Origin of the sequence: Kosakonia sp., assembly GCF_032104925.1 — a bacterium.
Lineage (GTDB): Bacteria > Pseudomonadota > Gammaproteobacteria > Enterobacterales > Enterobacteriaceae > Kosakonia.
The window spans coordinates 150,944-162,983 of record NZ_DAMCGF010000007.1; the positions used below are offsets into that span (position 1 = coordinate 150,944).

Here is a 12,040-nt window from a genome sequence, read left to right on the forward strand (position 1 = left end):
TTAGAAAAACGGCATTTGCATCGGTGCATTAACCGCAGCGAAAACATCGGTGTATGCTTTCGCGCAAGCCAGGTCACAGAATGCCTGCAATATCAGTGGTGGGTGGAGAAATCATGAACGACAACTATCTTATTCTTGTTGCTGAAGATGATGATGAAATAGCGGATATTCTGACCAGTTATATTCAGCGTTCGGGGATGCGCACCCTGCGCGCGGCGGACGGTGAGCAAGCAATAGATACCTGTCGGCTGAAAAAGCCCGATTTGGTACTACTGGATATCCAGTTGCCGGTGTTTGATGGCTGGACTGTCCTTTCCACACTGCGAAAAGAGAGCAATATTCCGGTCATCATGGTTACGGCACTGGATCAGGATATCGACAAACTGATGGGGCTGCGGCTTGGCGCGGATGATTACGTCGTTAAACCTTTCAATCCCACTGAAGTGGTCGCACGTATCGAAGCTGTGCTGCGCAGGGCAAAGGCCAGCCACGAACAACTCCACAATAAGCCTATCCGCACCCCCTTTTTAACGGTGTATCCGCAAGATTTTTATGTGGAGATCAATGGTTGCGGCGAGGTTATCTCTCCCTTACTGACAACGACCGAATTCAAACTGCTGGCCTATCTGGCGCGTAACCCGCGCAAAGTCTGCTCGCGCGAAGAGTTGCTCAATGCCTGCCTGCCGGAAGGTGATACCCTGGATCGCACGGTGGACAGCCATATGAGCAAGTTGCGCAAAAAGCTGGAAAACTGCGGATTAAAAGGGGTTCCGGAAAGTATTCGCGGCATGGGTTACCGATTAGGTGAAAACAAATGAACAAAGGCCATCCTTTAAGCCGCCAGGTTCTGGCGTTTATGATTTCGCTGACGCTGACGGTTATTGCTGTCTCGGTTATCGGCTCCTACCTGTTTTATACCTTTATCATTTATTACATTCCCGGCGGGGCAATGGCCGGGAATGAGGATCAGATGACCTATCTGGACTGGTTATGGATCCTGATTGCTTCCGCGATAAGTTTATCCATCTCGCTTTTTTTTACGGTAAAACTGTCGGCAAGAATATTGACCCCGTTAAGCTCCGTTGCGACCAGCCTGCGCAGGATAGCCCAGGGCGATCTGGGCGCGCGGGCGTTTTGCGCCAGTTCCCATCTGGGTGAGCTTAATCATCTGGTTAATGACTTCAATGAGATGGCGGAAAAACTACAAACAATGGATGCGCAGCGCAGATCCTGGAATGCCGCCATCGCCCATGAACTGCGCACGCCGGTTACCATTCTGCGGGGCCGTTTACAGGGGCTGGTGGATGGCGTATTCGAGCCAAATCCAACCTTGTTTAACAATCTGCTTAAGCAAACCGAGGGTCTATCCAGCCTGATAGAAGATCTGCGGGTGGTGAGTTCATCCGGCGGGGCCGAATTTACGTTAACGCTCGCGGAAGTGGATTTGCAGGAGATCATTCAGAGCGCGGTGGATTCCTTTGCGCTGGAGTTTAAACGTAGCCATTTTACCGTCGCGACCGAATTGCACCCCCAGCAATGCCAGTGCGATCCGCTGCGAATCATTCAGTGTCTGACTGTCCTTTTCGATAACGCGATAAAATATGCCACCTCTAAAAGCATGGTGATCCGCCACGGCGCGAATGAACACGAGAACTTTATTCTTATTGAGGATGGGGGGCCGGGGATCCCGGAGGCGTTTCATAAATTTATGTTTCACCCCTTTCAGCGCGGCGCCAGCGCAAGGGATACCAATCCGGGAGGCTGTGGGCTGGGATTATCAGTGCTGAAAGCCATCATGCTTGCCCATCAGGGCGACGTTACCTACACGTTAACCGATCAGGGCCATTCCATTTTTCGCCTCTCATGGCCCCTACGGAAACAACCGTGATTACGCTTTCTGTGTCTGCAATTGCGGGTTGGTTTGTTTCGCGGCCATATTCCACATCTCACCCAGCCGGGTATCCCACTCGGGCGGTGAGATTTGTAACTTGCCGCGCCGGGGGCTGAGGGTGATTTCACTGAAATAAATAACATCACGCTGCAGCATAAGATCAATTCGGCAATAATCGATCCCGGTTGACAGCTCCTGGGCAGCGGTTATTGCCTTATGCAATAATTCCGGTTCAGGTATCGCCCCGGGGGTATTGGGATATTCCATCTGAAAGGGCTGCAACTGCCAGCAGCGATTGTAGACATTAATAAAACCGTGACCGGCATCATCGGTAAAATCCGCTTCGATAAAACCCGCGATGCCGTGAAAACAGTGTATTCTCAGCATTTCTGGCGTGCGGCTTTTGTCTCTTTCGGAAAATAAATCAATGTATTTTTCGCACAATATAACCGGTTTGATGTTTTTATACTGCCATTCCCGGGTGGTGTAATACATATTTCTGCGCAGGGCAAAATCCAGCTTCTGCAGCGCGCGCGCAATATTGAGTTTATCCTTATCTGTGCATATTACTGCGCTACCACTGTCGTGATTACACTTCAGCACAAACTTGTCCGGTAACTGGCTGAAATCGATGCTTTGCACGTTGTCATAGATGCAAAGCAAGGTGGGTAATTGTACTTTCTGCGTACGCGTCGCAACATAATCGCGCACCGCCAGTTTATCTGCCAGCCGCGTATAGAGCGGGTTATGGTCATGCATCATGCGGTAGCATATTTTTTCGCTCAGCGTCACCGGATTAACCAGATCGGGGGTTCTGCCCGTGAGTCTTTTTAATCTTTTGCTATGAAACTGGTGATCCTGAACCATACCGGTTAAAAGTTTTCGACCCAGATACTCGGTGTATTTCATGAAATAGTTAAATCTGTTCATTTTTCCTCCTGCGGACAGTAAACATTCTGCAGAGGATTTATTGATTTATATTGCCGCTAATATGGAGTGACGATGGAGTGGCTACAGGTAAAACATCCTTAAACGAGTTGGCTAAGTTCTGCTTGGCAGAAGGGAACGGGCAATATATTCCTTTAAGTTAAATCTCAACACAGATACCGGCGTGTGACCGCGAAATATGGGGCGGGAGTAAGGAAAGAGAAACGCGAATTATCTTTGCAGAAAGGTACAGGGCTTGAAGATAAAAGGGTCTTTCTTACCGGCTTAACAAATTGCGCAGAAAACAGGTTCAGAATTCACTTAAGCCAGATATATTACCTGTCGGGCCACCTTTTCAATGAGGGAGTGAGAAATGACGGATTACAGTTTTTATCAAAAAGGTAAGCACATCGTTGTGCTGAAAAGTTCGCAAGGGGATGCCGCTTCTCAACTTTTGGCGCAGGGCTTCGAAAAACAGTTTGAAGAGATCAGCGCGAGCAGTGAAAAAAATGCGCTTGCCCGCTTTGCGGATATTCGCCGTGATAACCAAATCGATCGCGAAAACTTCCTCGCCGGCGCAGGACCGATGCCGCTTATCGGTGGATTGACGGCCATTGTCACCTCTCTTGTGCGCAAAAAAGAGCAGTGATCAAAACGTAGACGGTTACGTTAATGGATGGGAAATACGGCGGCACAATGCCCGCCCTGAACGCGGGTTGCCGCGAAGTTACGCCGATAAAAGGTCCAGCATGACGAAAATTGATGAACTAAAAAACGCCTATCCCGGCGCACAGGCATGGTCATTCGGCGATAACGCGGAGATGGCAAACGCGCTTGCACGCTTAGTGGTGAGTGGGAAAAAAACGGCCTCCTGCTGCTCGCTTGCTTCCTACCTCGCTGAAGCGTCGGCAGCCAAAATCGGCAGTTATCATATTATTCTCGACGGGCAACATTCCCCGGTTTGCGTCATCAGAATGCTAGCGCTGCGCCTGGTACGCTTTTGCGATGTGACGGAAGAGTTTGCCAGAAAAGAGGGCGAGGGCGATTTAAGCCTTGAATACTGGCGCGAAGAGCACAAAGCCTTTTTTACCCGCGCGGGATTTTTCTCTGAACAGATGGAACTTGTCGCGGAAGAGTTCGCGGTGGTTGAGGTTCTCTAAACCGTGCATTGACGGTCGATCCGCATTTCCTAATACTCCCGAGGTGAAACGCGACGGGCGCGTTTCACCTGTTTCACCTTCAAAACCCGCACCGCTGCAACAGGTCGAAAAGCTGCTGTGCAGAAACTCAGCGTGATGTTCACAGAACGTCCTCTCTTTCTTAACCCTGTTCAAATTGGTTAAAAATCGCTGATTTACGCAACATATATCGCAAAACGCACAGAAACAGGTTTTTAAAAATCCGCTCACTACGCAAACTTTTGCAGCCAGCCTTCGCGGGTAACATTGATCGGGCGGGCTGGCGTTCAGGTTGAAGCGTGGTGGGAATGCGCTAACACGTTCTGCCTTAACGAAAAAAACAATGAGGGAGTGGAGTATGAAAACACACATTACCTGGCTGGCGCTTACCGTCAGCGCGCTTGTTGCGGGCGCGACGCTTCCTGCCGTGGCCGCGCCATTACCGGCGACGCCGGATTTATCTGTGCCGGTAAGCCAGTATGTAACCCAGGTTAACGCCGATAAAAGTATTACCTTCCGCCTTTTCGCACCGGGCGCAAAGCGGGTATCGGTGGTGACCGGTTCAACCCCGGAGAGCGTTGTTTCACACGACATGCAAAAAGATGAGCACGGCATATGGTCGTGGAAAAGCGCCGCACTGGCACCGAACCTTTACGAATATTACTTTGATGTCGATGGTTTTCGTTCGGTGGATACAGGAAGCCGGTTTCAGAAACCGCAGCGCCAGGTCAATACCAGCCTGATTCTGGTGCCGGGCAGTATTCTTGACGATCGCGCTGTGCCCCATGGTGATTTGTTGACGGTGACCTACCACGCGAAAGAGCTGCGTTCAGAGCGTCGCATGTATATCTGGACGCCGCCGGGTTACAACGGTAAAGGCGAACCTCTGCCGGTGCTCTATTTCTACCATGGCTTTGGCGATACCGGCCTTTCCGCCATTGATCAGGGGCGGTTGCCGCAGATAATGGACAACCTGCTGGCCGAAGGGAAAATCAAACCCATGCTGGTGGTGGTGCCGGATACTGAAACGGATATCGTGCAGGCGATCCCGGAAAATTTCCCGCCGAAAGAGCGGCGCAAAACCTTCTATCCGCTTAATGCCAAAGCGGCAGATCGCGAACTGATGCATGACATTATTCCGCTGGTCGATGCCCGCTTTAATGTGCGCAAGGATGCTGGCGGACGTGCGCTGGCCGGGCTCTCACAAGGGGGCTTTCAGGCACTGGTTTCCGGGATGAACCATCTGGACAGCTTTGGCTGGCTGGCGACATTCAGTGGTGTCACCACCGCCACTGTCCCGGATGCGGGTGTGACAGCGCAGCTCAATAAGCCGCAGGAAGTGAATAAGCAGTTGCATAACTTCACGGTGGTGGTGGGCGAAAAAGATACCGTCACCGGGAAGGATATTGCCGGGCTTAAAAAAGAACTGGAGCAAAAGGGCATCACGTTTAGCTATAAAGCGTATCCCGGCCTGGGGCATGAAATGGATGTCTGGCGTCCCGCCTATGCTGAGTTTGTGCAGAAACTGTTTAAATAAGACGTTGCAGTCTCGTCCGCTGGCGCTGAACAGGCTGCCAGCGGACAAAATCAAGACAACATTTAACGCTTTGGTTATTCACCGGTTATGCGGGCGAGTAACGACGGGGAAGTTTTCCGCCCGGTAGTCTCCACTGACACCGTGGCGGATAACCCCGCCACTAACTCCACGCCTGCGGGCAACTTATCGATATGAATGCGGACCGGTACGCGCTGCGCAAGTCGCACCCAGCTAAAGGTGGGGTTGACGTCCGGCAGGCCAAGACCACCCGTTTCGTCATTGCTGTCGCCGATGCCGTGCCCGATGCTCTCAACGTGACCGGTGATGACGGGTTCAAACCCCATCAGCGCGATGTGCGCGCGATTTCCGACATGAATATGCCGCAGTTTTGTCTCCTCAAAATAGCCCACAACCCAGAAGCTGTTCGCATCAATGATGGCCACTTTGGTTTCCCCGGCGGTGGCGTAGTCGCCCGGACGCAGCCTGAGATGCGTGACATAGCCCGCTACCGGCGCGCGCACCGTGGCATGCGATAAATTTAGTTGTGCCAGTTCCAGCGCCGCCAGCGCGCCGTGATAATTTGCCACCGCGATGCTGGCCGCACTGCCTGTTTGTTGTAAGTCTTCGCCGGAGATCACGCCTTTAATTTGCGAACGCCTTGTCGCCGCATCCTGGCGCATTAACATCTCATGGCGTTTCGCCTCGACATCCGCCTGCGCGCTGGCTACCGCCAGCTTCAGCCAGTGCGGATCGATCGAATAGAGCACATCGCCACGATTAACCCACTGGTTATCGCGAACGGCGACATTAGCCACCGGCCCGGAAACATCCGGCGCTATCTGCACCACATCAGCACGCACCCGACCATCACGGGTCCAGGGACGCTGCGCGTAATGTTTCCACATCAGGTAAGCAAGGAGGGTTGCCACCAGCACGGCGCTTAACGTCAGTGCATAACGGCTTAACAGAGAAAAAAAGGATTTCATGCGACTAACCCCAGCGCGTTCAGTCCCTGCATAAGCAGGAAAAAAGTAACAATGTAAGTGGCAAAACTCATCAGCGGACGCCAGGGCAGGCGCCGAAGGGGTCTGCTGAAGGTGAAAAGCGGCACCCATAACAGCGTGAGCAGTAACGCCGCCAGCGCGATCACCAGCAGCCCGGGAATGTATACGCCAGCGAGATTGAGATCATTAACCATCGTTCGGCTCCTTATTGTGTTCACGCAAGGCACAGTGCAGATCCAGCAGGCTGTCGGTGAGTTTTTGTGAAAGCGCATGCGGCGACTGCGCGTGGTGGGCAATCAGGGTGTGAAGGTGCGGGCCTGGCGCAGGCGAGTCGGTATGGTGGATAAGCCGTTCAAGAAGCAGGCTTATCTCAACGGCGGTTTTACGGCTAACCTGCGTTTGCAAGCGACGTAAATGCACTACCGCAAGGCCGATACGCAAAGCCTGCAACATCACCTGCAGCACATCTCCGGCTGCCTGTTCGCTGCGTTGCAGGCGCGGCAGTAACAACGCCGCTCTGTCCATCATCAGATTGGTCCAGTGCACTTCATCAAGCATCATGACGCCTTTCACACTGCGCCTGATATCGCGTTGGCAGATGCGCAATAAACGCTGGATGGCGGCATCGGCCTGCACGGTTTGCAGCAACCCCATACCCAGCACCGCAAAGCCGGTGGCGGCAAAGAGCGCGATGGCGGTATTGACGGCGGTGGCGAAATCACCGCTGTAGTGCGCCCCCAGCTCACATAAGATGGGCAGCGTCAGCGTGATCCCCATCGCCATAAAGGTGGTAGCCGGTCGCGCCTGTAACGATCCGGCCCACAGATAGACCGGCGCCAGCACCGCCACCAGCACCGCGAAATCTGTCACCTGGGGAAGCAGGGCAAAGCTGTAGAGCAGGCTCACCATCACCCCCCAGGCGGAACCTATCATGTATTTCACAATATGCGGGGCGGGGGTATCGAAACTACCAAACAGCGTGCAGCAGACCCCGAGGATAGAGACCGCCGTCGCGCCATCGGGCCAGGCGGAATAAATCCAGATCAGGCAACCACAGAGGATGATGACAAATGCCCCCAGCGCCGTGCGCGCCGCAGAGAGGCTGTCGCGGTGAAAGACATAGCCTTTCGCCGGTTTATCTTCTGCCGGCAGTTGCGCCGGTTTTGCCTGCGCGAGTGCGTTCGCGAGCCGCTCGCAGTGCAGCAACAGGATAATGGCTTCATGGAGGTGACGGACAAGGTTCATCTGCAGCGCCGTTTCAAAGGTCAGCGCCTCTGCGGCGGCAAGCCGTTTGGTTAATATCGCGCAGCGTTCTGCCAGCGCTTGTCCGGTAATTTTCCGTTTTGCGCTTTCTTCCCCGACGAGCCAGCTTTGCACCTCTTCCAGCAGCGTCTGAATATCGGCGGGCAGGACAGTGACCATCAACAGGCGATCGTGTATTTCACCGCTGACGATCAACAAGCGCGCCAGCTTGTCATGCAGCGCTTTTCGCGCATGGCGCACCGGCGCCGAGAAGGCGAAGTCGTAAGGGATATGGTGGCTCAGGCCTTGCAGAAATTGTAACGCCAGCGCCAGTCGCAGATTAGCAGCCGCCTCATTGGCACTTCCCGCCAGCGCGTCTGCCAGCATCTGGCGTGCGGAATGCAGCGTTTGCGCGATTTTGCTGTTGAACAGGCCAGAGATCCGTTTTGGCAACACATAGCGGTGAATCAGCGCCGCGCAGAAGATGCCAATCCCAATCTCCTGCACACGAACAATGGCGGTATCAAAAATCTCGCCGGGGTGAAAAACCGCCGGAAAACCGATCAGACTCGCCGTGTAACCGGCCAGCACAAAAGCGTACGCACGGGGTGTGCGCTCAAGCAGCGATAAATAGAGACAAAAGGTGATCCAGCCGGTGAGTACCACGCTACAAAAAATCGGCGTGTTTACGAAAGTGGGCACAATCAACACCGTCGCCCCGGCACCCACTATTGTACCGGCTAAGCGGTAGACGCTTCTGCTCAGCGATGCGCCAACCGAGGTTTGCGACACAATATAAACGGTAATGATCGCCCAGGAGGGTTTTTCAAGGCCGATCGATAAGGCGATGTAATAAGCGAGCATCGCCGCAGCAAAGCTCTTGGCGGAATAGAGTAATGCGCTGGCATCGCCCGCCACTGTGACGGAACCCAACATCGTGCCCGTACGACGACACAGGGCAGATAAATCGCGCAACAAACGGCGGGGTGAGAAATCAATTTTGTTCATGGCGGGAAGTATTACCGGCTTGCGCACGCCATTAAATACTCTATTCTGTCAAAAAATACCTGAATGTTGCCAATCGTATGCCAACCCGTTATGCCACGACCCTGTTTGATCCCGACACCACCGACTGCCCGGCGGTGGCGCGTCGTCTCGATTTTGTTGATTACGAAGCCGAAGTGCCGGTGCATACCCACCGTAAAGGGCAGTTAATTATTGCGCTGTATGGCGCGGTGACTTGCCGGGCGGAAAATGAGATCTGGATTGTGCCGCCGCACTGCGCGGTCTGGATCCCCGGCGGCGTCGCACATAGCGTCAGCGCCACCTGGAACGCGCATCTCAATTATCTGTTTATCGAGCCTGGTGCGGCAGCGCTACCGAACCGGTGTTGCACGCTGGCGATCTCCCAGTTGGTCAAAGAACTGGTGGACAGACTGACAGGCGAGAGCGTCGAATACCCCGCAGACAGCCATGTTGCCAGGCTGACCAGAGTCACGCTCGACGAATTAGCCACCATGCCGCAGCAAAACGTCAGTTTGCCCGTATCAGCGAACGCCAAAATCCGCGCGATGGCACAGGCGCTGGTAAACCATCCCGACGATCGCAGCACCTTTAAAGCATGGGCAAAGCGGCTGGCGCTCAGCGAACGCTCGCTGGCGCGTTTGATGCTGCGCGAAACCGGGCTGAGCTTCGGGCGCTGGCGGCAACAGCTCCATCTGGTGATTGCCTTGCGGGAGCTGGCGAGTGGTGTCTCGGTGCAAAATGTGGCGGCAAAACTGGGTTATGAATCGGTGAACGCCTTTATCACCATGTTCAGAAAAGCGATGGGCAGCACGCCCGCGCACTACTTTGCGGAACAACAAAAAGCGCCGCGCTAAGCGACGCGCCTGCACATCGCGGCTTCCCGTTGCGGCCATTTAGCCCGGCAGGAAAAACAGCACTCACTGTCACGACATCTGCTGCGCCAGCAACGCAATCAGCGCCAGCAGAGCCGGCAGCGCCTGCACATAAAGGATTTTACGGCTGGCGGTGACCGCGCCGAAAACCCCGGCAATCAGCACGCAGATAAGAAAGAAAAAGAGTACCGCCACGCCGCGCTCAGCGAGCCACAACCCCCACAATAACCCTGCGGCAAGAAAGCCATTGTACAGCCCCTGGTTTGCGGCCAGAACGCGGGTTTCGCGAGCAAACTCCGCGCTCAGGTTAAAGGCTTTGCGGCCTGTTTTTGTGTCCCAGAGGAACATTTCCAGCACCAGAATGTAGAGATGAATAACGGCAACAATGGCGACAAGAATTTTGGCTAACACAGGAAACCTTACGGAATGATGGCAGGTGAAAGGGAGTATAGATAATTGCGCGGGGGGCAGCAGCAAGTGCGTTTAACAAAACGCGCAATAGCATTCACCCTTTGATGCGCGCACTATAGCGGCACAACGTTTAACCACCATCAAAATGCGTGACGACAGATTTGCCCGGACGTGAGGTGCTCAATGGATATTTACGAAAAACAGTATCAGGAACTGCAAGCCAGCGGTGCCGAAGCCTGGGCTGGCGACGGTTACCAACGCGCGAAAGCGCAACAACAGCAGGTTTTTGCCTGGCTCAGCCAGCAACATTATCTTCCGCAACCCGGTGCGACCATCCTGGAACTTGGCTGTGGCAATGGTGCCATGGCGGCGCACTATTTTGCCCTGCGAGGCGATACCGTCTGGGGCGTGGATTTCGCGCCAACCGCCATCGAATGGGCGAAAGCGCGCTTTACGCAGGCGGGCCTGCCCGCGCACTTTTTCACGGGCGATGTCTGCCATCTCCCACAATGTGACGATGCCATGTTTGATCTGATTGTGGATGGCAGTTGCCTGCACTGTCTTATTGGCGATGCCCGGCAGCGCTGCCTGGCCGAAGTCAGGCGGTTGCTCAAACCGACAGGTTACTTTGTTATCAGCTCGATGTGCGGGCTGCCGCGCTACGCCGGGGATATCGCGGCTTACGATAGCGACCAGCAGTGTCTGCTCAGGCAGGGGCAAGCCTGGCGCACGCTTAAACCCTTGGCTGATTTGCTCGAGGAAGTACAAAACGCGCAGTTTGTCGTGCATGCAAGCCAGGTGAACGAGAATCCGTGGTGGGATCATGCCACCATCGTCTGTTCCGCGCGGTGAGTTGCCCCCTCTCTTCAGGATCGCATAAGCCGCTGGCAATGCCGAAAAAAAAAAGACGACACTACGATGTCGTCTAAAGGGGGTGGTTCAGGAGCCCGTAAGGGTCATTCGGGCTTTCTTGTCATTAATTCAGTGAACGGTCAGACGCAGCGCCAGATCGTCGGGGTAGGGGGTAAAGTAGCGCTGTTTCGCCAGGTAGCCATCCGGGTATTCGGCGAGATAGTGCTTTAACAGCGTGATCGGGGCGAGGATCGGCAGCCGCCCGTTGCGATAATTGAGGATCACATCGCGCAGTTCGCCCCGCTGACGGCTGTTCAAATGTTCGCGGAAATAGCCCTGAATATGCATCAGCACATTGGTATGGTTCTCCCGGGAAGCATTTTTTTTCAGGATAGCCATCAGCTTTTCGCGATACACCCTGAAGAAGGCATCCAGATCTTCCCACTCATGCAGGGAGGCGACGAACGGGCCAATCTGCCGATAGCCCGCCTGATGGTGCGCCAGCAGTTGCAGTTTGTAGCGGCTGTGAAATTCCAGCAGACCGTGGCGCGTCAGGCCGTTGGCCCGCAAAGTATTGAGTTCATGCAGGGCGAAAACGCGCTCGACAAAGTTTTCCCGCAGCAGCGGATCGTGCAGGCGGCCATCTTCCTCCACCGGCAACCATGGGTATTTCGCCAGCAGCGCAGCGGTAAAAAGCCCAACCCCTTCTTTACGCCCGCGCTGACCATTTTCGTCATACAGCCGCACGCGCTCCATGCCGCAGCTTGGCGATTTCGCGCAGACGATAAAACCGGCTAATCCCTCCTGGCGGGCGAGATACGCCTCGGCGAATTCGGCCATTTTCTCTGTCACATCGTCGTGCGGGGCGTGGCTAAAGCGCATACGGATATCCCCGGCGGTGGTCTGCACCAGACGCAGCGCCGGGCGCGGCACGGGCAGGCCGATGCCCATCTCCGGGCAGACGGGTTTGAACGTGACCCACCGCGCCAGCTCGTCCATCACGAAGCCCATGCGTTTATGTCCGCCGTCAAAACGGACGGTGGAGCCGGTTAAACAACCGCTGATACCAATCATGGGTGGGGTTTTCATGGCGCTATCCT

The 12,040-nt window shown here is 54.5% G+C and carries 13 protein-coding genes; 7 read left to right on the forward strand and 6 right to left on the reverse strand.

Going from position 1 to position 12,040, the window contains the following annotated elements; translation table 11 throughout:
* The first annotated feature begins 113 nt into the window (after positions 1 to 113).
* Together RT644_RS15830 and RT644_RS15835 are read left to right on the forward strand one after the other, a co-directional pair.
* Entirely contained in the window at positions 114 to 818 is a 705-nt protein-coding gene (locus tag RT644_RS15830; RefSeq protein WP_016495761.1) for a response regulator, read from the forward strand.
* A complete protein-coding gene (locus RT644_RS15835) occupies positions 815 to 1,888 on the forward strand; it encodes an ATP-binding protein (protein WP_016495762.1) in 1,074 nt (357 codons plus the stop codon). Before RT644_RS15830 ends, RT644_RS15835 begins: the two co-directional genes overlap by 4 nt.
* On the opposite strand, the gene RT644_RS15840 is transcribed toward RT644_RS15835, so the two are convergent.
* Positions 1,889 to 2,821 carry an ATP-grasp fold amidoligase family protein gene (locus RT644_RS15840; protein ID WP_313627253.1) on the reverse strand — a complete coding sequence of 311 codons (933 nt, stop codon included), beginning with the start codon at positions 2,819 to 2,821 and terminating at the stop codon, positions 1,889 to 1,891.
* A gap of 370 nt (positions 2,822 to 3,191) precedes the next feature.
* Here RT644_RS15840 and RT644_RS15845 point away from each other — a divergent pair, with 370 nt between their 5' ends.
* The 3 genes from RT644_RS15845 (at position 3,192) to RT644_RS15855 (ending at position 5,533) form a co-directional block, all read left to right on the forward strand.
* Positions 3,192 to 3,467: a hypothetical protein gene (locus RT644_RS15845; protein ID WP_313627254.1), complete on the forward strand. Its 276-nt coding sequence runs from the start codon at positions 3,192 to 3,194 to the stop codon at positions 3,465 to 3,467.
* Between the two features lie 100 nt (positions 3,468 to 3,567).
* Positions 3,568 to 3,978: an ASCH domain-containing protein gene (locus RT644_RS15850; protein WP_313627255.1), complete on the forward strand. Its 411-nt coding sequence runs from the start codon at positions 3,568 to 3,570 to the stop codon at positions 3,976 to 3,978.
* Between the two features lie 376 nt (positions 3,979 to 4,354).
* Positions 4,355 to 5,533 (forward strand): alpha/beta hydrolase-fold protein, encoded by a 1,179-nt coding sequence (locus RT644_RS15855; protein WP_097405859.1) that lies wholly within the window; start codon positions 4,355 to 4,357, stop codon positions 5,531 to 5,533.
* 74 nt (positions 5,534 to 5,607) lie between these two features.
* On the opposite strand, the gene RT644_RS15860 is transcribed toward RT644_RS15855, so the two are convergent.
* Genes RT644_RS15860 through RT644_RS15870 form a run of 3 tightly spaced genes read right to left on the reverse strand, consistent with a single transcriptional unit; the run spans position 5,608 to position 8,787 of the window.
* The gene (locus RT644_RS15860; protein ID WP_097405860.1) at positions 5,608 to 6,519 is read right to left on the reverse strand and encodes an HlyD family secretion protein; all 912 of its coding nucleotides are present in this window, start codon (positions 6,517 to 6,519) and stop codon (positions 5,608 to 5,610) included.
* Complete coding sequence (locus RT644_RS15865; RefSeq protein WP_045509576.1) at positions 6,516 to 6,731, reverse strand: DUF1656 domain-containing protein; 216 nt, start codon at positions 6,729 to 6,731, stop codon at positions 6,516 to 6,518. The genes RT644_RS15860 and RT644_RS15865 overlap by 4 nt, the downstream gene beginning before the upstream one ends.
* Entirely contained in the window at positions 6,724 to 8,787 is a 2,064-nt protein-coding gene (locus RT644_RS15870) for an FUSC family protein (RefSeq protein ID WP_409521871.1), read from the reverse strand. The genes RT644_RS15865 and RT644_RS15870 overlap by 8 nt, the downstream gene beginning before the upstream one ends.
* Positions 8,788 to 8,864: 77 nt before the next feature.
* On the opposite strand from RT644_RS15870, the gene RT644_RS15875 reads away from it, so the two are divergent.
* Entirely contained in the window at positions 8,865 to 9,659 is a 795-nt protein-coding gene (locus tag RT644_RS15875) for a helix-turn-helix domain-containing protein (protein ID WP_269231124.1), read from the forward strand.
* 69 nt (positions 9,660 to 9,728) lie between these two features.
* Here the strand turns inward: RT644_RS15875 and RT644_RS15880 are convergent, their stop codons facing one another.
* Positions 9,729 to 10,088: a DUF1304 domain-containing protein gene (locus RT644_RS15880; protein ID WP_016495771.1), complete on the reverse strand. Its 360-nt coding sequence runs from the start codon at positions 10,086 to 10,088 to the stop codon at positions 9,729 to 9,731.
* A gap of 183 nt (positions 10,089 to 10,271) precedes the next feature.
* Here RT644_RS15880 and RT644_RS15885 point away from each other — a divergent pair, with 183 nt between their 5' ends.
* Positions 10,272 to 10,940: a class I SAM-dependent methyltransferase gene (locus RT644_RS15885; RefSeq protein WP_016495772.1), complete on the forward strand. Its 669-nt coding sequence runs from the start codon at positions 10,272 to 10,274 to the stop codon at positions 10,938 to 10,940.
* A gap of 129 nt (positions 10,941 to 11,069) precedes the next feature.
* Here the strand turns inward: RT644_RS15885 and RT644_RS15890 are convergent, their stop codons facing one another.
* Positions 11,070 to 12,029, reverse strand: a complete 960-nt coding sequence (locus tag RT644_RS15890) for a YbgA family protein (protein WP_016495773.1) — start codon at positions 12,027 to 12,029, stop codon at positions 11,070 to 11,072.
* Positions 12,030 to 12,040 lie beyond the last annotated feature (11 nt).

Coding starts and splice junctions, on each gene's coding strand:
- RT644_RS15830 (WP_016495761.1), top strand. CDS start 114: ATGAACGACAACTATCTTATTCTTGTTGCTGAAGATGATGATGAAATA.
- RT644_RS15835 (WP_016495762.1), top strand. CDS start 815: ATGAACAAAGGCCATCCTTTAAGCCGCCAGGTTCTGGCGTTTATGATT.
- RT644_RS15840 (WP_313627253.1), bottom strand. CDS start 2,821: ATGAACAGATTTAACTATTTCATGAAATACACCGAGTATCTGGGTCGA.
- RT644_RS15845 (WP_313627254.1), top strand. CDS start 3,192: ATGACGGATTACAGTTTTTATCAAAAAGGTAAGCACATCGTTGTGCTG.
- RT644_RS15850 (WP_313627255.1), top strand. CDS start 3,568: ATGACGAAAATTGATGAACTAAAAAACGCCTATCCCGGCGCACAGGCA.
- RT644_RS15855 (WP_097405859.1), top strand. CDS start 4,355: ATGAAAACACACATTACCTGGCTGGCGCTTACCGTCAGCGCGCTTGTT.
- RT644_RS15860 (WP_097405860.1), bottom strand. CDS start 6,519: ATGAAATCCTTTTTTTCTCTGTTAAGCCGTTATGCACTGACGTTAAGC.
- RT644_RS15865 (WP_045509576.1), bottom strand. CDS start 6,731: ATGGTTAATGATCTCAATCTCGCTGGCGTATACATTCCCGGGCTGCTG.
- RT644_RS15870 (WP_409521871.1), bottom strand. CDS start 8,787: ATGAACAAAATTGATTTCTCACCCCGCCGTTTGTTGCGCGATTTATCT.
- RT644_RS15875 (WP_269231124.1), top strand. CDS start 8,865: ATGCCAACCCGTTATGCCACGACCCTGTTTGATCCCGACACCACCGAC.
- RT644_RS15885 (WP_016495772.1), top strand. CDS start 10,272: ATGGATATTTACGAAAAACAGTATCAGGAACTGCAAGCCAGCGGTGCC.
- RT644_RS15890 (WP_016495773.1), bottom strand. CDS start 12,029: ATGAAAACCCCACCCATGATTGGTATCAGCGGTTGTTTAACCGGCTCC.